The following is a 17,013-nucleotide window of genomic DNA, read 5'->3' as shown; positions in this document are numbered from 1 at the left end:
TGGTAAAACGGCGAAGATGAGGCAATATACATACATTCATGAATGTATGTAAGAAACTTTTTTCACTTTTAAACAGGACCGGAGTCAATGGCCAGACGCACCAAAGAAGAGGCGCAGCAAACCCGCTGCAACATCATGAGCACGGCCCTGGATCTCTTCTGCCAACAGGGGCTGGCGCGCACCAGCCTGACCGATATCGCCAAGGCGACGGACCTCACCCGGGGCGCCATCTACTGGCACTTCAAGAATAAAGAAGAGCTGTTCGTCACCCTGTGGGAGGAGCTGTGTGCCCCCCTCTCCCACCAGCTCGATGCCTGCGTCGACGAGGCGGAGGCCGATCCCCTGGGCAAGCTGCGCAGCTTTCTCAAGGAGGTGATGCTCAAGATCAGCACCGAGCCCGCCCACCAGCAGATGTTCACCATCATGTTCAATCTGGAATCCATGGAGGGAGAGGCCGCCGTCATGCGCGAGCACATGCACCTGCAATCCATGAATTTCTTCCGGGATCTGGAGATCACCCTGGCCAATGCCGTGCACCGCGGCCAACTGCCCGAGGGGCTGGATCTGCGCCGCGCCGCCACCCTGCTCCACTGCACTCTGGACGGCTACATCATCAATTGGCTGCACTTCCCGGATCGCATCGATCTGATTGAGGAGTCGGACTTCCTCCTCGATACCCTATTCACCCTCATCGCGAGCCCCACCCTTCGCCGCCACCCCTGAGTCAGCAAGACGCGCCGCCCCCGCCAATGCTCAACAGCCGGGGGCAAACCTGCTAGAGTAACGCCCCCCCACCACGATGAGCCCGACACCCTTGCCACACGCCCCCGCGCCGGCGCACGACGCCGCCCCTCGCCCCGCCCTCGTGGCAGGCGCCCATGCCCTCTTCCTGGCCCTGCTGGGCAGCGGCCGTCATCTGCTGGAGGCCGGTTGCGGGGCAGGAGAGGATCTGCGTCTCTTTCGCCAGCAAGGCCTCATCGTGACCGCCTTCGATGCGAGCCGGGCGCAGGCCGCTGCCGCCTCGCGCCTGTGCGGCCAGCCGGTGCGAGTCTGCCGCTTCGAGCAGATGCGAAGCGTCGTTCCCTATGACGGCATCTGGGCCAGCGGCTCCCTCCCCTGTCTGCCCGAGCAAGAGATAGCCCCGGCGCTCGGTCATCTGGCCACCCTGCTCAAGGCCGGGGGCCCCCTCTACGCCTCCTTCCCCCACGGGAAGGGCGAACCGCTGCCACGGTCGGGGGAATATCCCCTGCACACCCGGCTCGACGAGGCGGGGCTGCGACGCCTGATCGCTCCCCTCCCCTTCACCCTGCACCATGGCTGGGTGGGGGAAGATGAGGTGAACGGCCCCTGGCTGCACGCCTTGCTGGTGCGGTGCTGATCCGCGACCCCCCCCGAGGTCAGTGACACCTCACGGCATTCATCCCATTAACAATATTTAACCCTGAGTTAACCACCATAAAGCAGACAAGATGCGGTGTTTGTGTTAAAAAGCGGCATTAAAATCAAAATTAAATAACAAATCAGACACCAACACCTGGATTCCCCCATGAAACTCGTTCTCAATCTGGTTGCCGGTATCCTCGCCGGCCTGCTGCTCGGTCTCTATGCCCCCGAATGGGTCGCCCGCGTGCTGTTCACCGCCAAGACGGTGATAGGCCAGCTCATCACCTTCACCATCCCTCTCATCATCCTCTTCTTCATCATGAGCGGCATCGCCAGCCTGCCGAAGAACTCCGGCAAGCTGCTGGGCAAGACGGTGGGGCTCTCCTACTGCTCCACCATACTGGCGGGCCTGTTCGCCTTCACCGTGGCGAGCCACCTGATCCCGCACCTGACCACGGCCGCCGAGCCCACCGCCGCGGCAGCCACCAAGCTCGCTTCCTACATCAACCTCGAGATCCCGCCCCTGTTCGGGGTGATGTCGGCCCTGGCCGCCGCCTTCGTGTTCGGCATCGGCATCAGCGCCACCCAGGCCACCGACCTGCGCCGGGTCGCCGATCAGGGCCGTGACATCATCGACCGCCTGCTGGCACGCGTGATCATTCCCCTGCTCCCCTTCTACATCGCCGGCGTCTTCGTCGAGATGACGGTGGAAGGCACCGTCTTCGCCACCCTCAAGACCTTCGGGGTAGTGCTGGTGATGGCCATCGTCATGCACTGGATCTGGCTCTGCGTCCTGTTCGTCGGCACCGGCCTCGCCCAGGGGCGCTCCCCCGTCATGCTCATCAAGAACATGCTGCCCGCCTACTTCACCGCCCTTGGCACCATGTCCAGCGCCGCCACCATTCCGGTGGCCCTGCAAGCCAGCAAGCGCAACGGCGTGAGCGACGGCATCGCCAACTTCACCGTGCCCCTGTGCGCCACCATCCACCTGTGCGGCTCCACCATCACCCTGGTAACCTGCGCCACGGCGGTGATGTTCCTCTCCGAACACCTGGCCATTCCGGGCTACGGCACCATGGTGCCCTTCATCATGATGCTGGGCGTCATCATGATTGCCGCGCCGGGCGCACCGGGTGGCGGTGTCATGTCCGCGCTCGGCCTGCTCACTTCCATGCTCGGCTTCGGTGAGGCCTCCATCGCCCTGATGATCGCCCTCTACCTGGCCCAGGACAGCTTCGGCACCGCCTGCAACGTCACCGGTGATGGCGTCATCGCCCTGTGGGCCGACCGCTTCGCCCGGGGCGAGCCAGCACTCAGCACCGAGCAGGACGCAGCCTGATAGCGCAGGCACATAAAAAAACGGGAGCCATCGGCTCCCGTTTTTCGTTGGTGCAAGGGGGCGTCTCAGCCCCGGCGACGGATCACCCCTTCCTGCATGGTGCTCGCCACCAATACCCCATCCCGGGTGAAGAACTGGCCGCGCACCAGACCCCGACCGCCGCTGGCGCTCGGGCTGTCCACCACGTAGAGCAGCCAGTCGTCCAGCCGGAACTCCCGGTGGAACCACATGGAGTGATCGATGGTGGCCACCTGCATGTCCGGCTCCCAGTAGGAGACCCCGTGGGGCTGCAGGGCGGCGAACAGGAAGTGGAAGTCGGAGGCATAGGCCAGCAGGTAGTTGTGGACCCGCTGATCGTCCGGCACCGGGCCATTGGCCTTGAACCAGGTGTAGCGAAGGGGCTCGTGAACATCCGGGCGGATGGGGTCCACCAGGGTCACGGGGCGAATTTCGATGGGCTTCTCGCACAGGATCTTGTCCCGCAGGGCCGCCGGGATCATCTGCTCGTAGGGACGCACCAGCTCCAGCTCGCTCTTGAGCTGCTCGGGAGGCGTGATGCCGGCCGGCATCTTCGCCTGGTGCTCGAAGCCCTCCGCCTCCACCTGGAAGGAGGCGTTGAGGTAGAAGATGGGCTTGCCATTCTGGATGGCCTTGACCCGGCGGGTAGAGACGGTCTGGCCGTCGCGGATGTTCTCCACGTCGTAGACGATGGGCTTGTTGGCATCCCCGGGGCGCAGGAAGTAGGAGTGGAAACTGTGGACCTGGCGATCGCTTGCCACCGTCTGCTTGGCGGCTGACAAGGCCTGCCCCATCACCTGTCCGCCAAACACGGATCGCAACCCGAGATCCTGGCTCTGGCCCCGAAACAGGCCCTCCTCGATCTTTTCGAGCGCCAGCAACGCCAGCAGCTCATCCAGTACCTTGCTCATTGGTTTCTCCTGTCTTTGTGCGCGAAAGGCTAACAAGCCCGTCCCGGCAGGGCAACCATCCTGATGCACATCCCCGTCTGCAACCACCTCCCCTTCAAAAAAGGGAAGTGTATGGCGCTTTCCAGCCCGTACAGAGGGCACTCTGGCCCCCTCCCCTGGCAAGGGGAGGGCTGGGGTGGGGTCAGACGCGATCAAGCCATGCCCGAATAGAGACAACCACCCCGGGTAGATTTTCCATCACCTCCCTGTTGCTAAATCTCAGTACCGTCAGCGACAGGGCCGCCATGTAGGCATCCCGTCGCTTGTCATGACGCAGACCCCGCATGTCAAAATGGCTGTCGCCATCAACCTCAATGACCAACAACCGCCCGGGGCAGTAAAAATCCGCAATGTATGGGCCTATACCTTGCTGACGGCGAAACTTGACTCCGAGTTGCCCAGCCCGAAGCGCCTGCCACAATCGCCGTTCAGGCTCTGTTGGATTGTTTCGCTGTTCACGCCGTTTATCCAGCGTGGCCTCGCGGTTGAAAACACGAACTGGCTTCTCGTTCATGACAGTATTCCTCCGACTATGACCCCTGTCAGCATAACAACTAATCACCCCCTCCCAGCCTCCCCCTTCAAAAGGGGGAGGAGCTTGTCTGGCCCTTTCTCTCCCCTGTGCGATTCAGTCTCAAGGAGCCCGGCAGGAGCAGAAAACAAAAAAGCCCGCACCTTGGGGTGCGGGCTTGTGGCGTGTCGGGGGCGAGCGGCCCGTGGCGGCGCCTTACTTGCTGCCGGTGCCGGAATTGCGGGTGGAGGAGGTCGGCTTGCGACGGGCGGTGGTGGCACGGGCGCGCGGCTCCTTGCCCTGCATCTCCTTGTGGCGCTTCACGGCGCGACGGATCTGGGCGGCCTGCTTGTGGCGGGTGCTCTTGCCATCCTGCTGCAGATCGACCTTGGATTCGGTCTCGTTGGGCAGGTTGACCAGGCCGCGCAGGTAGTTCACCTCGGGGAGTTTCAGCTCCTGCCAGCCGCCGCGGGGGATGCCGCGATCCAGCTTGACGTCGCCGTAGCGGATACGCATCAGGCGGCTCACCTGCACTTCCTGGGACTCCCACAGGCGGCGCACTTCCCGGTTGCGGCCCTCGGTCAGGGTGACGTTGAACCACTGGTTCAGACCCTCGCCACCGGCGGGCTTGATCTTGTTGAACTTGGCCATGCCATCTTCCAGCTGCACGCCCTTGCGCAGGCGCTGCAGCATGGCTTCGGTGATCTCGCCAAAGACGCGCACCGCGTATTCCCGCTCCACTTCGTGGCTCGGGTGCATCAGGCGGTTCGCCAGCTCGCCGTCGGTGGTGAACAGCAAGAGACCGGAGGTGTTGACGTCGAGGCGGCCCACCGCAATCCAGCGGGCGCCATCCATCTTGGGCAGACGATCAAACACGGTGGGACGTCCTTCCGGATCGTGGCGGGTGCACATCTCCCCTTCGGGCTTGTGGTAGGCCAGCACGCGGCAGATCACTTCCTCTGCGGCGCGGGTCTTGACCTGGTGGCCATCCACCCGGATCACGGCGTTCACTTCGACGCGATCCCCCAGCGTGGCGACCTTGCCATCCACGCTGACCCGACCTGCGGTGATCAGGGCCTCCATCTCACGACGGGAGCCTTGACCCGCGCGGGCCAATACTTTTTGCAGTTTTTCACTCATCGGGTTTACCTGATTGTTGATCGCTGCCCGCCGACATCGCGGACAACCTTGGCTCTTGTGGGACGGCCCCGTTGGCCTCCCCACCATGTTCATGCTCAGCACGGCCTGCCAGAGGCTGACCGTCACCGCCCTCGCCCGGCATGAGCGACAAGGGGGCCTGCAGATCGGGATCCAGCTCGGGGAGCTGCTCCAGACTCTGCAGGTTGAAATAGTCCAGAAATTCACGGGTGGTGGCGAGCAGCTCGGGGCGACCCGCCACCTCCTTGTGGCCGATGCTGCGCACCCAGCCACGCTCCTTGAGGGTGTTGACGATCTGGCTCGACACCGCCACCCCGCGGATGGCTTCTATCTCCGCCCGGGTGATGGGCTGACGATAGGCAATCAGCGTCAGCGTCTCCATCACGGCGCGGGAATAACGGGGAGCCCGCTCGCTCCACAGGCGCGACAGCTCCTCGGCATACTCCTGGCGGGCCTGGAAACGCCAGCCGGAGGCCACTTCTTTGAGCTCGACCCCCCGCTCGCTGTAATCCTGTCTGAGCTCTGCCAGCAGCAGCTGGACATAGCGGCCGGTGACCGGGTAGTCCGAGAGCACGCTGCCCTTAATTTCGCTCACCGTGAGGGGACGCCCCGCCACGAAGATCGCCGCCTCGATCAGGGTCTTCAATCGTTCAGCAGGCAGCGCCACGGTGGACCTCCCGGGTCCGCGCCCCTGGCGCCGCCCCTCGCTCAGTGTAGATGCTCATGCTCCTCCCCTTTCCCCTGACTGGCCAGGGCAAAATGGATGGGGCCCAGAGGCTCCGCCTGCAAGATCCAGATCAATTGCTCCTTGCACAGCTCCAGCAGGGCCAGGAAGGTCACCAGCACCCCCATGCGCCCCTCCTCGGCCCGCAGCACCTGCTCCAGGCGCAGGGTCTGGCCCAGGGAGAGCATGGCGAGGATCTCCGCCATCCGTACCCGGGTCGGGATCTGCTCGCGGCGGATCTGGTGATGTTCAAAATGAGTCGCGCGTTTTACCACACTTTGCATGTAAAGGGCGAGTTCAACCAGAGAAACATCGGGCGCCAATGGCTTCAAGGCACCAAAATCCGGCGCCATGGCGGCGGCGACGAAGATCTCCCGCTCCACCCTCGGCAGGGCATTGACCCGCTCCGCCCCCAGCTTGTAGCGCTCGTACTCCTGCAGGCGACGAATGAGGGTGACGCGGGGATCTTCTCCCTCCTCCTCGTCTTCCAGCTCCGGGGCCTTGGGCAGCAGCAGGCGGGACTTTATCTCCGCGAGCCAGGCCGCCATCAGCAGGTATTCCGCCGCCAGCTCGAGGTTGAGGCCCTGCATCAGATCCACGTACTCCATGTACTGGGCGGTGATCTGCAGGATGGGCAGGTTGAGGATGTCGAGCTGCTGGCGCCGGATGAGGTAGAGCAAGAGATCCAGCGGCCCCTCGAAGGTGTCGAGAAACACCTCCAGCGCATCGGGGGGGATGAACAAGTCCTGAGGCAGCTCATGGTAGGGCTGCCCCAGCACGGTGGCGATGGGCGGGGGAAGGGAAGCCTCCCCCGTCGTGCCCGCGGGGGTTGTCAGCGCGGGCACGGGGTCGGCAAGATCACTCAAACGGCGTCGGATCCCCGGCACCGCGCCGACGCAACACGGGCTCGTCGTCGGAGAAGTCCACCACAGTGGTGGGCTGCTCGCCCAGATACCCGCCGTTGACCACCAGATCCAGCTGCTTGCCGAGCTTGTCGGCAATCTCCTCGGGGTCGAACTCCGCCATCTCGGAGCCCGGCAGGATCAGGGTGGTGGAGAGCAGCGGCTCACCGAGGGCCTCGAGCAAGGCCAGCGCGATGTTGTTGGCCGGGACCCGGATGCCGATGGTCTTCTTCTTCTCGTTCATGAGGCGACGCGGCACCTCCTTGGTGGCCTTGAAGATGAAGGTGTAGGGTCCGGGGGTGTTGTTCTTGACCAGCCGGAAGGCGGTGTTGTCCACCTTGGCATAGGTGGAGATCTCCGAGAGATCCCGGCACACCAGGGTGAAGTCGTGGTTCGGCTCGATGCGACGGATGCGGCAGATGCGCTCCAGGGCATCCTTGTTGCCCATCTGGCAGCCCAGGGCGTAGCCGGAGTCGGTGGGATAGACGATGACGCCGCCGTTTTGCAGGATCTGCACCGCCTGGCTGATGAGGCGAACCTGGGGATTGTCGGGATGTACGTAAAAATGCTGACTCATATGCTCTTCTCGCGATAGGGGGCACGCTCGTTGCCCGCTTCATGGTCAAGGGCCCCTTGGCCCATGACACTACCTTAACCTGTTTGACGCAGACTCGCCTGCATCAAAGATGCCGGCCCGGGGGGTCAGCGGCTGGCCAGCAGGCCCGCATGCTCCTCGGGGGTGAGCCCGAAATGACCGGGGTGACCCAGCCACAGCGGCATCCCCTCCTTGGGGAGCCAGAGGTGGCGGCCAAGCTCGGTCCAGTTGGAGGGGAAGTGAAAATCGGACCCCACCGAAATATAGAGATCGTGCTCCCTGGCCCACTGGCCGAGATTCGCCCGCTCCTGGGGGCTCTGCTGGGGCAGGGAGACCTCCATGGCATCCCCCCCGACGGCCTTGAAGGCCACCAGCAGCCGCTTGATCCACTTGGCGGTGAGATTGTAGCGGCTCGGGTGGGCCAGCACCGCCAGCCCGCCTGCGGCGTGGATGGCCTCGATGGCCTCCCCCATCCCGGGCCACTCGGCGGGCACATAGCCCTTGTTGCCCCGGCTCAGGTACTTCTTGAACACCTTCTGCATATTGTCGGCCACCCCGCGCGCCACCAGCACCCGGGCAAAGTGGGCCCGGGTCACGGCGGCGTCACCGGCGAGCTGCTTGGCCTCTTCATAGGTGCCCGGGATGAGGCACTTCTCCAGACGACGCCCGATCTCCTCGGCGCGCGCCTCCCGGCGAGCCCGCTGCCCTGCCAGAAAGGCGAGCAACTGGGGATTTTTCTCGTCCACCCCGAGGGCCACGATGTGGATCTCGTGATGCTCCCACCCGGTGGAGATCTCCACCCCGCTCACCAGGCGCAGTGGCAACTGGTCGGCCGAGATGGTCTGGCGCACTTCTTCAAGCCCGTCGAGGGTATCGTGGTCAGTGACCGCTAACACCTCCACCCCTTTTTCGGCGGCGCGGCGCACCAGGTCGGCGGGGCTCAGCACCCCGTCCGAGGCGGTGGTGTGGCAATGAAGATCGAATCTCATCGGCGTGTTTCGCTCTTGTTTGGGACCTGCCTGGAAAAGGCCGGCAAAAAAGCGACTTGACTTGGCCGCGGCTTTATCGTTTTCTGTAGGCACTTCATTGCAAACATCTTTTTACAGGACTCAATCTCATGCAAGCGACTTCCATCCTGACCATCTGGTGGTGGCACACTCCCTGACATGCGGGCGTGTGGTCGTTGCTGTACCTGTAATCTGACAGCAAGTTAAGAACCCAAAGAAAAAGCCCGCTGACCCCAGCGGGCTTTTTTATTATCCGGCAAATGGACCTGTGATGAAACCGACAATTCAGAGAAGCACACTGACATGGCGATGGCGAACTCGCTGACGTGACCCGAACCCGACCCATTTTCAAGAGAGACAGCGCCATGACCATCGGTGACACACAACACATGCAAGGGAAGGCATTATGACAGGTAACAAGACCCGTTTGCCCCTGGGCGAATTCGATACCATCCGGCTCAATGCCCCCTATGTGACAGACCCCCTGGCACTCTATACCCGACTCTGCCAGGACAGACCCAACAACCTGCTGCTCGAATCGGTGGAGATCGACTCCAAGGCCGGCACCCAGAGCCTGCTGCTGGTGGACGCCTGCCTGCGCATCGAGTGCCGCGGCCGCGCCGTGCAGGTGCGCCCCCTCGGCGACAACGGCGCCGCCCTGCTGCGCCTGCTGGAGCAGCGCCTGCCCGCCGTCATCACCCAGACCCGGGTGGCGGACGAGCTGCACCTCGACTTCCCGGCGTCCGATCGGGAGCTTGACGAAGACAGCCGCCTCAAGGGCAGCAGCGTGCTGGACGTGCTGCGTACCCTGCAGCGGGAGCTGCAATGCCCGCAGGGCAAAGAGGCCCTCTTCATGGCGGGCAGCTTCGCCTACGACCTCATCGCCTCCTTTGAAGACTTGCCCGAGGTGCCAGAGGGGAGCAACGACTGCCCTGACTACTGCTTCTATGTGGCCGAAACCCTGATCACCATCGATCACATCAAGCAGAGCACCCAGTTGGTGGCCTGCCTGTTCGGCGGCGAAGAGGATGAGCAGCTGGACGCGCGCTACGCCCGCTTGACCGCTCGCCTCGAGTCCTTCAAACAGGCCTGTCAGCAGCCGCTGCCTGCGCCGCAGGGCACGGCGCCGCTGACCGGCGCCCTGGCCGTCGACAAGGGGGACAAGCAGTTCTGCGCCGAGGTCGAGAAGCTCAAGGGCTTCATCCGCCGTGGTGACATCTTCCAGGTGGTGCCGTCCCGCAGCTTCTCCCTCCCCTGCCCGGATCCCGTCGCCGCCTATCGCCGCCTCAAGCAGACCAACCCCAGCCCCTACATGTTCTACGTGCAGGACGAGGGCTTCACCCTGTTTGGCGCCTCCCCCGAGAGCGCGGTCAAGTTCTGCGCCAACAGCCGCCAGGTGGAGATGTACCCCATCGCCGGCACCCGCCGCCGTGGGCTCAACCCGGACGGCAGCATCAACCTGGATCTGGACGGCCGCATCGAGCTGGAGCTGCGCCAGGACGAGAAAGAGGTGGCCGAGCACCTGATGCTGGTGGATCTGGGCCGCAACGACATCGCCCGCATCTCCGCCCCCGGCACCCGCTACGTCAAGGATCTGCTCAAAGTGGATCGCTACAGCCACGTCATGCACCTGGTCTCCCGGGTGGTGGGCACCCTTCGCGCCGACCTTGACGCCCTGCACGCCTACCAGGCCTGCATGAACATGGGCACCCTGACCGGTGCCCCCAAGCTGCGCGCCAGCGAGCTTATCCGCATGGTGGAAGGCAAGCGTCGCGGCAGCTACGGCGGCGCCGTGGGTTATCTGAACGGCGCTGGTGAGATGGACACCTGCATCGTCATTCGCTCCGCCTTCGTGAAAGAGGGGGTCGCCCATGTCCAGGCCGGCGCCGGGGTGGTCTATGACTCCAAACCCCAGGCCGAGGCGGACGAGACCCGCGCCAAGGCGGCGGCCGTGCTGGCCGCCATCGCTGCCAGCCATGGCACCTCCCTGCAGGCCCTCAGCGCCCAGCAGGAACAACACAAGGACGTGAGCCATGACTAACATCTTCCTGCTCGACAACTTCGACTCGTTCACTTACAACGCTTTGGCCGACCAGTTCCGCACTTCGAAGGAGCAGTCCCATGACTAATATCTTCCTGCTCGACAACTTCGATTCATTTACCTACAACCTCGTCGACCAGTTCCGCACCCTGGGCTACCCGGTGCGCATCTACCGCAACAGCCTGCCGGCGAGCCGCATCATGCAGGAGATCGACGCCTGCGAAGGGGACGCAGTCCTGGTGCTCTCCCCGGGGCCGGGCGCCCCCCATGAGGCGGGCTGCCTCATCGATCTCATCAAGCTGGCCCGGGGCCGGGTGCCCATCCTCGGCATCTGCCTCGGTCATCAGGCCCTGTGCGAAGCCTACGGCGGCACCGTCGGGGCGGCGGGGGAAATCGTCCACGGCAAGCGCTCTCTCATCGAGCACAACGGCCATGGCGCCTTCGCGGGGCTGCCGAGCCCCTTGCCGGTGGCCCGCTACCACTCCCTGGTGGCCACCTATGTGCCACAAGAGTTGCAGGTGATTGCCCACTATCAGGGCATGCCCATGGCCATCGAGCAGCGTGACGAGCGGGTGCTGGGCTTCCAGTTCCACCCGGAATCCATCATGACCAGCGAAGGGGCCCGCCTGCTCACCCAGGCCCTCGCCCATGTCACCCGTCCAGAAAGCCACGTGCGGTAAGGAAGAGACCATGCATCAACATCTCAATACCCTCTATCAGGGTCAGTCTCTCACCCGCGACGCCGCCCGCGACGCCTTCGGCCAGGTGGTTCGTGGTGAAGTGGATCCCATCGTGCTCGCGAGCCTTTTGACCGCCCTCAAGATCAAGGGGGAGACCCCGGAGGAGATCGCCGGCGCCGCCGAGGCGCTGCTGGCCGAAGCGCGCGACTTCCCGCGCCCGGACTATGCCTTCTGCGACATCGTCGGCACCGGAGGGGACGGCCTCAACACCATCAACGTCTCCACCACCTCGGCCCTGGTGGCCGCCGCCTGCGGCCTGAAAGTGGCCAAGCACGGCAACCGCTCGGTCTCGAGCAAGTCGGGGTCGAGCGATCTGCTCGATAAAATGGGCATCAAGCTCGACATGAGTCCGGCCCAGGCCCGCCGCTGCCTGGACGAGCTCGGGGTCTGCTTCCTGTTCGCCCCCCAGTACCACGCCGGGGTGCGCCATGCCATGCCGGTGCGCCAGGCCCTCAAGACCCGCACCCTGTTCAACGTGCTGGGGCCGCTCATCAATCCCGCTCGCCCCAGCTTCCAGCTGATGGGGGTCTATGCCCCCGAGCTGGTGCGCCCCATCGCCGAAACCCTGCTGGCACTCGGCCTGAAAACCGGTATGGTGGTGCACGGAGCCGGCCTCGACGAGATTGCCATCCACGGCCCGACCCAGGTGGCGGAGATCCGCGACGGCGAAATTCGCGAGTACTTGCTCACTCCGGCGGACTTTGGCCTCGATACCTATCCGGTCAGCGCCATCCAGGGCGGTGAGCCCGAGGAGAACCGCGCCATCACCGCCGCCATCCTGGAAGGGCGCGGCAGCCCGGCCCACAACGCCGCCATCGCCGCCAACGTGGCGCCGCTCCTGGTGATGGCGGGCGAGGCCCCGGACTTTCGGCAGGCCGCCGCCCGGGTGCTGGCGGTGCTGGCAAGCGGCCAGGCCGCCCTCCTCGCCCGGGATCTCGCCACCCTGAGCCATCAGGAGGCATGATGTCAGCCACCACCACAGCGTGCCCCAGGGGCACTCACCCAGAACGCCCGACGGGCAACAGCCAGCTTCGCAAGGATAACGAGATGTCAGATGTCATTGCTCCCCACGCCTTTCTGAACATGGCCTCCATCAGCCAGACCATCCTCGGCAAGATCGTGGCGGCCAAGCAGGAGTGGGTCGCCGCCCGCAAGGAGAGCCAGCCCCTGGCGAGCTTCCAGGACGCGCTGACCCCGAGCGATCGGGATTTCGAGGGGGATCTGCGCCAAGGCTCCACCCGCTTCATTCTGGAGTGCAAGAAGGCCTCCCCCTCCAAGGGCTTGATCCGCAACGACTTCAGCCCGGAGGCCATCGCCGACATCTATGGCCACTACGCCACCGCCATCTCGGTGCTGACGGACGAGAAGTTCTTCCAGGGGGATTTCGCCTTCCTGCCCCGGGTACGGGGCCGCGTCCAGCAGCCGGTGCTCTGCAAGGACTTCATGATTGACCCCTATCAGGTCTATCTGGCCCGCCACTATCAGGCGGACGCCATCCTCCTGATGCTCTCCGTGCTCACCGACGAGGGGTATCGCGCCCTGTTCAACGTGGCGAAAGAGTTGGGCCTCGGGGTGCTCACCGAGGTGAGCAACGAGGAGGAGCTGACCCGCGCCATCGACCTCGGCGCCCCGGTGATTGGCATCAACAACCGGGATCTGCGGGATTTGAGCGTCGATCTTGCCCGCACCCGGCAGCTGGCCGCCAGGATCCCGGGGGATCGGGTGGTGATCAGCGAATCCGGCATCAACCACCGCGCCCAGGTGGCGGCCCTGCGCCACCACGCCAAGGGCTTCTTGGTGGGCTCCTCCCTCATGGCGGAGCCGGATCTGGAGGCCGCGGTGCGCAAGCTCGTGCTCGGCCAGAACAAGGTGTGCGGCCTGACCCGTCCCGAGGACGCCGCCGCCGCCCATCAGGCGGGCGCCGTGTTCGGCGGCCTCATCTTTGTGGCGAAAAGCCCGCGCTACGTGGACATTCCCGCCGCCCGCGCCGTGATGGCGGGTGCGCCGCTCTCTTACGTCGGGGTGTTTCGCAATGCCCAGCCCGCCACCATCGCCAAGACGGTGGATGCACTGGGGCTCGCCGCCGTGCAACTGCACGGGGATGAAGACGCCGCCTATATCGAGACCCTGCGCCCCCTGCTGCCGGCGGGCTGCCAGATCTGGAAAGCCGTAGGAATAACGAGCGGCGAGCCCCTGCCCGCCCTCGACTACCCGGCGGATCGCCTGCTGCTGGATACGAAAGTCGGCAGCCAGAGCGGCGGCACCGGTCAGGCGTTCGACTGGACTCTGCTGGCCGGGCTCGACAAGAGCAAACTGATGCTGGCAGGGGGGCTCAACCCCGACAACGCCCTCGAGGCCGCGCAAGTGGGCTGTGTGGGCCTTGATTTCAACTCCGGGGTGGAGAGTGCCCCGGGCAGGAAGGATGCCCACAAGCTGGCGGCTGCCTTTGGCACCCTGCGCCAACTGTGAGCGCCCCCGTGACTCATTCAACGAATTAATGAACTGCGTTTGCCCATAAGCACAAGGAATAATGTATGACCCTGCTCAATCCGTTTTTTGGTGAAGTTCGTCGATGACATGTATGTGCCCCAGCCATACGCCTCAGCCCGCCAAGGCTCATACCTGATCTCAATTGCAGAATGTAAAGGAAGATAACCATGACCCTGCTCAACCCGTTTTTCGGTGAATTTGGTGGCATGTATGTGCCCCAAATCCTTATCCCGGCCCTGCTCCAGCTGGAGAAAGCCTTTGTCGATGCCAAGGATGACCCGGCCTTTATCGCCGAGTTTCAGTCCCTGCTGACCGAGTATGCCGGTCGCCCGACGCCGCTCACCCTGACCCGCAATCTGACCAAGGGCACCAAGACCCGCCTCTATCTGAAGCGTGAAGATCTGCTGCACGGCGGCGCCCACAAGACCAACCAGGTGCTGGGTCAGGCGCTGCTGGCCAAGCGCATGGGCAAGAGCGAGATCATCGCCGAGACCGGTGCTGGCCAGCATGGCGTCGCCACTGCGCTGGCCTGTGCCCTGCTCGGCCTCAAGTGCCGGGTCTATATGGGTGCCAAGGATTGCGAGCGCCAGAAGCCCAACGTCTTTCGCATGAAGCTGATGGGCGCCACCGTTATCCCGGTGCACTCCGGCTCCAGCACCCTGAAAGATGCCTGCAACGAGGCGCTGCGCGACTGGGCTGCCAACTACGAGTCGGCCCACTACCTGCTGGGTACCGCCGCCGGCCCCCACCCCTTCCCCACTATCGTGCGGGAGTTCCAGAAGATGATCGGGGAAGAGGCCAAGGCCCAGTGCTTCGAGAAAGAAGAGCGACTGCCCGACGCGGTGATCGCCTGCGTCGGCGGCGGGTCGAACGCCATCGGCATGTTTGCCGACTTTATCGATGAGCCGTCGGTGCGCCTGATCGGCGTCGAACCGGGCGGTCACGGTATCGAGAGTGGCGAGCACGGTGCACCGCTCGGTCACGGCAGCAAGGGGGTCTTCTTTGGCATGCACTCCTTCCTGATGCAGGACAACCAGGGCCAGATCCAGGAGTCCTACTCCGTCTCGGCGGGGCTGGACTTCCCCTCCGTCGGCCCCCAGCACGCCCACCTGGCCGCCATCGGCCGCGCCGAGTACCCCTCGGTGACCGACAAGGAGGCGCTGGACGCCTTCCAGGAGCTGGCCAAATCCGAAGGCATCATACCGGCGCTGGAGTCCTCCCACGCCCTGGCCCATGCCCTCAAGATGGCCCGCAGTGAACCGGAAAAAGAGCAGGTGCTCATCGTCAACCTCTCCGGCCGTGGCGACAAAGACATCTTCACCGTTGCCGACATCTTTGAAAAAGAAGGAACCTTGTCATGAACCGTTACGCACAACTCTTCTCCCGTCTGGACAAGGCCAATCAGGGCGCCTTCGTGCCCTTCGTGATGCTGGGTGACCCCACCCCCGAATTGTCCCTGGCCATCGTCGATGCCCTGGTCGAAGGAGGCGCCGACGCCCTCGAACTCGGCATTCCCTTCTCCGATCCGGTGGCGGACGGCCCCACCATTCAGGGTGCCGCCCTGCGTGCCTTTGCCAGCCACACCACCCCGGACGACTGCTTCGGCCTGCTCGCCCGCATCCGCGCCAAGTACCCACAGCTGCCCATCGGCCTCCTGGTCTACGCGAACCTGGTCTATGTGCGCCACATCGACGGCTTCTACGAGAAGTGCCAGCAGGCAGGGGTGGACTCCGTGCTGGTGGCGGACGTGCCGGTGCAGATGTGCGAACCCTACAAGGCGGCCGCCGACAAGTTCGGCATCGACAGCATCTTTATCGCCCCGCCCAACGGCGATGCCGAGACGCTCAAGGCCGTTGCCGAGCTCGGCTCCGGTTACACCTATCTGGTGAGCCGCGCCGGCGTGACCGGTGCCGAGACCAAGGCCGGCATGCCGGTGGAGGGCCTCATCAACACCCTGCGCGAGTTCAATGCCCCCCCCGCCTTGCTCGGCTTTGGCATCAGCGAACCGGCCCAGGTGCGTGACGCCATCAAGGCTGGCGCCGCCGGTGCCATCTCCGGCTCCGCCGTGGTGAAGATCATCGAGACCCACCACCAGAACCCGGAGCATATGCTCACTCGTCTGAAGGAGTTTGTGGAGGGGATGAAGGCGGCGACCAATCGATAAGGGGCGGCATTAGTCAAATGCCATTGGCCGTGAATACGGAAAGGGAGCCTGATAGGCTCCCTTTTGTTATCCGGCGTCAGCGGTTAGTTCCTCTCTAGGTCTGATTAGCGAAGCATAATCAGACGTTCGCGGAGTTGATGTGGTGGCGTGGCTTCGCCACGCAGGACGCGAGGGCTCTGCCCTCGACGGGGTTTCGCCCGCCCTTCGGGCTGGGGCGAGTGACTTTGGAAAGACCCAAAGTCACCAAAGGTCTTCTCCCCCGCCAAGCCGCCCGCCTGCGGCGTTTTCCCTCATCTCGCTCTCTGGGTCGGACGGAACGCCGCAGATGGTACATCCCTGTACCAACTGCGACTGCGCCGTCATCCCTGACGGCGCTCCTGACCCATTGAGCTCGACTCGGCAGCTTGGAGGGGGATCAAAACCGCGCCAGCCCTCAGCTCCCGTCTAACCGCAAACAAGCCCCCTCTCCCCCCGGGAGAGGGTTGGGGTGAGGGGAATTCCCTCTATTCTGCTCACCTAACAGCCAACTAGAACGACAGTTGTTCACTAATTGATTGAACCGGCTCAGATTTTTATCAACCTCTTCTTCCCATGCCCCGAACAGAGCCCTTAAGATAGCCAAACGACAATCCATCTCTCGGGAGAACGCCATGACAGCGATTGTTGCTATCTCGCAGGTTAAAAGCAGCGAACTGGGAGCTGTCACTCAGGGGCGGTAGCGTGGTTTTTGTAGGTGGATGCAACGCGTTGCGAAGCCCAACAGGCGAGCATTATTGTTCCACCCAAAGCAGGATATATATGGATATGGCAGCTCCGTAAAATCAATTTACAGATATATTCGCGGCAAACGGTGGACTTCACTTCGTTCAGCACTGACTTACGATTCTTAGCCCAACATACGAGATAGACTAAAATAGCCAGCATCATCATTTTAAATAACTTCCAGAAAAAGTGATACGGAAGATTAATTTATTAAATCAACACATCCTTT

16 protein-coding genes and 1 pseudogene are annotated in these 17,013 nt (G+C 63.7%); 10 read left to right on the top strand and 7 right to left on the bottom strand.

Annotated elements, in window-relative coordinates; translation table 11 throughout:
- Positions 1–87: 87 nt before the first annotated feature.
- From AB5Y68_RS18750 to AB5Y68_RS18740, 3 genes are all read left to right on the top strand, one after another.
- Positions 88–723 carry a TetR family transcriptional regulator gene (locus AB5Y68_RS18750; RefSeq protein WP_039039186.1) on the top strand — a complete coding sequence of 212 codons (636 nt, stop codon included), beginning with the start codon at positions 88–90 and terminating at the stop codon, positions 721–723.
- Between the two features lie 91 nt (positions 724–814).
- Entirely contained in the window at positions 815–1,378 is a 564-nt protein-coding gene (locus AB5Y68_RS18745) for a bifunctional 2-polyprenyl-6-hydroxyphenol methylase/3-demethylubiquinol 3-O-methyltransferase UbiG (RefSeq protein WP_234704011.1), read from the top strand.
- Positions 1,379–1,546: 168 nt separating this feature from the next.
- Positions 1,547–2,722 carry a dicarboxylate/amino acid:cation symporter gene (locus AB5Y68_RS18740; RefSeq protein ID WP_039039187.1) on the top strand — a complete coding sequence of 392 codons (1,176 nt, stop codon included), beginning with the start codon at positions 1,547–1,549 and terminating at the stop codon, positions 2,720–2,722.
- 65 nt (positions 2,723–2,787) lie between these two features.
- On the opposite strand, the gene tesB is transcribed toward AB5Y68_RS18740, so the two are convergent.
- The 7 genes from tesB to AB5Y68_RS18705 all read right to left on the bottom strand — a co-directional run bounded on the left by tesB (position 2,788) and on the right by AB5Y68_RS18705 (position 8,569).
- Positions 2,788–3,651 carry an acyl-CoA thioesterase II gene (gene tesB / locus AB5Y68_RS18735; protein WP_039039188.1) on the bottom strand — a complete coding sequence of 288 codons (864 nt, stop codon included), beginning with the start codon at positions 3,649–3,651 and terminating at the stop codon, positions 2,788–2,790.
- A 181-nt stretch (positions 3,652–3,832) separates the two neighbouring features.
- Positions 3,833–4,204: an endonuclease domain-containing protein gene (locus tag AB5Y68_RS18730; protein ID WP_039039189.1), complete on the bottom strand. Its 372-nt coding sequence runs from the start codon at positions 4,202–4,204 to the stop codon at positions 3,833–3,835.
- 213 nt (positions 4,205–4,417) lie between these two features.
- Positions 4,418–5,341 (bottom strand): 23S rRNA pseudouridine(2605) synthase RluB, encoded by a 924-nt coding sequence (rluB, locus tag AB5Y68_RS18725; protein WP_039039190.1) that lies wholly within the window; start codon positions 5,339–5,341, stop codon positions 4,418–4,420.
- Positions 5,334–6,026: an SMC-Scp complex subunit ScpB gene (gene scpB, locus AB5Y68_RS18720; protein WP_039039191.1), complete on the bottom strand. Its 693-nt coding sequence runs from the start codon at positions 6,024–6,026 to the stop codon at positions 5,334–5,336. Before scpB ends, rluB begins: the two co-directional genes overlap by 8 nt.
- Before the next feature lie 41 nt (positions 6,027–6,067).
- Positions 6,068–6,949 carry a ScpA family protein gene (locus AB5Y68_RS18715; RefSeq protein ID WP_010673703.1) on the bottom strand — a complete coding sequence of 294 codons (882 nt, stop codon included), beginning with the start codon at positions 6,947–6,949 and terminating at the stop codon, positions 6,068–6,070.
- The gene (locus AB5Y68_RS18710) at positions 6,942–7,562 is read right to left on the bottom strand and encodes an L-threonylcarbamoyladenylate synthase (protein ID WP_010673702.1); all 621 of its coding nucleotides are present in this window, start codon (positions 7,560–7,562) and stop codon (positions 6,942–6,944) included. Before AB5Y68_RS18710 ends, AB5Y68_RS18715 begins: the two co-directional genes overlap by 8 nt.
- Before the next feature lie 125 nt (positions 7,563–7,687).
- Positions 7,688–8,569 carry a PHP domain-containing protein gene (locus AB5Y68_RS18705; protein WP_039039192.1) on the bottom strand — a complete coding sequence of 294 codons (882 nt, stop codon included), beginning with the start codon at positions 8,567–8,569 and terminating at the stop codon, positions 7,688–7,690.
- Between the two features lie 424 nt (positions 8,570–8,993).
- Here AB5Y68_RS18705 and AB5Y68_RS18700 point away from each other — a divergent pair, with 424 nt between their 5' ends.
- The 7 genes and pseudogenes from AB5Y68_RS18700 (at position 8,994) to trpA (ending at position 16,022) form a co-directional block, all read left to right on the top strand.
- On the top strand, positions 8,994–10,628 hold the full coding sequence (locus AB5Y68_RS18700; protein WP_039039193.1) for an anthranilate synthase component 1: 1,635 nt from the start codon (positions 8,994–8,996) through the stop codon (positions 10,626–10,628).
- Positions 10,621–10,692: pseudogene (locus AB5Y68_RS18695) on the top strand (anthranilate synthase component II); the annotation flags it as partial. The gene AB5Y68_RS18700 and the pseudogene AB5Y68_RS18695, both read left to right, overlap by 8 nt.
- Before the next feature lie 16 nt (positions 10,693–10,708).
- Positions 10,709–11,308, top strand: coding sequence for an aminodeoxychorismate/anthranilate synthase component II (locus AB5Y68_RS18690; RefSeq protein WP_039039194.1), 600 nt, complete (start codon positions 10,709–10,711; stop codon positions 11,306–11,308).
- 10 nt (positions 11,309–11,318) lie between these two features.
- Complete coding sequence (gene trpD, locus AB5Y68_RS18685; protein WP_010673697.1) at positions 11,319–12,332, top strand: anthranilate phosphoribosyltransferase; 1,014 nt, start codon at positions 11,319–11,321, stop codon at positions 12,330–12,332.
- Complete coding sequence (trpCF, locus tag AB5Y68_RS18680; RefSeq protein WP_039039195.1) at positions 12,332–13,837, top strand: bifunctional indole-3-glycerol-phosphate synthase TrpC/phosphoribosylanthranilate isomerase TrpF; 1,506 nt, start codon at positions 12,332–12,334, stop codon at positions 13,835–13,837. The genes trpD and trpCF overlap by 1 nt, the downstream gene beginning before the upstream one ends.
- 188 nt (positions 13,838–14,025) lie before the next feature.
- Complete coding sequence (trpB, locus tag AB5Y68_RS18675) at positions 14,026–15,219, top strand: tryptophan synthase subunit beta (protein ID WP_039039196.1); 1,194 nt, start codon at positions 14,026–14,028, stop codon at positions 15,217–15,219.
- On the top strand, positions 15,216–16,022 hold the full coding sequence (gene trpA / locus AB5Y68_RS18670; protein ID WP_039039197.1) for a tryptophan synthase subunit alpha: 807 nt from the start codon (positions 15,216–15,218) through the stop codon (positions 16,020–16,022). The genes trpB and trpA overlap by 4 nt, the downstream gene beginning before the upstream one ends.
- Positions 16,023–17,013 lie beyond the last annotated feature (991 nt).

Origin of the sequence: Aeromonas sp. R6-1 (assembly GCF_040908165.1) — a bacterium.
In the GTDB taxonomy this organism is placed as follows: domain Bacteria; phylum Pseudomonadota; class Gammaproteobacteria; order Enterobacterales; family Aeromonadaceae; genus Aeromonas; species Aeromonas caviae.
The sequence above is the reverse complement of the archived record's forward strand: the minus strand, read 5'-3'. Positions and strand labels throughout refer to the sequence as shown.

What these genes read in the sequence shown, in the direction of transcription:
- AB5Y68_RS18750 (WP_039039186.1), top strand. Translation starts at nt 88, where the DNA reads ATGGCCAGACGCACCAAAGAAGAGGCGCAGCAAACCCGCTGCAACATC.
- AB5Y68_RS18740 (WP_039039187.1), top strand. Translation starts at nt 1,547, where the DNA reads ATGAAACTCGTTCTCAATCTGGTTGCCGGTATCCTCGCCGGCCTGCTG.
- tesB (WP_039039188.1), bottom strand. Translation starts at nt 3,651, where the DNA reads ATGAGCAAGGTACTGGATGAGCTGCTGGCGTTGCTGGCGCTCGAAAAG.
- AB5Y68_RS18730 (WP_039039189.1), bottom strand. Translation starts at nt 4,204, where the DNA reads ATGAACGAGAAGCCAGTTCGTGTTTTCAACCGCGAGGCCACGCTGGAT.
- rluB (WP_039039190.1), bottom strand. Translation starts at nt 5,341, where the DNA reads ATGAGTGAAAAACTGCAAAAAGTATTGGCCCGCGCGGGTCAAGGCTCC.
- AB5Y68_RS18710 (WP_010673702.1), bottom strand. Translation starts at nt 7,562, where the DNA reads ATGAGTCAGCATTTTTACGTACATCCCGACAATCCCCAGGTTCGCCTC.
- AB5Y68_RS18705 (WP_039039192.1), bottom strand. Translation starts at nt 8,569, where the DNA reads ATGAGATTCGATCTTCATTGCCACACCACCGCCTCGGACGGGGTGCTG.
- AB5Y68_RS18700 (WP_039039193.1), top strand. Translation starts at nt 8,994, where the DNA reads ATGACAGGTAACAAGACCCGTTTGCCCCTGGGCGAATTCGATACCATC.
- AB5Y68_RS18690 (WP_039039194.1), top strand. Translation starts at nt 10,709, where the DNA reads ATGACTAATATCTTCCTGCTCGACAACTTCGATTCATTTACCTACAAC.
- trpD (WP_010673697.1), top strand. Translation starts at nt 11,319, where the DNA reads ATGCATCAACATCTCAATACCCTCTATCAGGGTCAGTCTCTCACCCGC.
- trpCF (WP_039039195.1), top strand. Translation starts at nt 12,332, where the DNA reads ATGTCAGCCACCACCACAGCGTGCCCCAGGGGCACTCACCCAGAACGC.
- trpB (WP_039039196.1), top strand. Translation starts at nt 14,026, where the DNA reads ATGACCCTGCTCAACCCGTTTTTCGGTGAATTTGGTGGCATGTATGTG.
- trpA (WP_039039197.1), top strand. Translation starts at nt 15,216, where the DNA reads ATGAACCGTTACGCACAACTCTTCTCCCGTCTGGACAAGGCCAATCAG.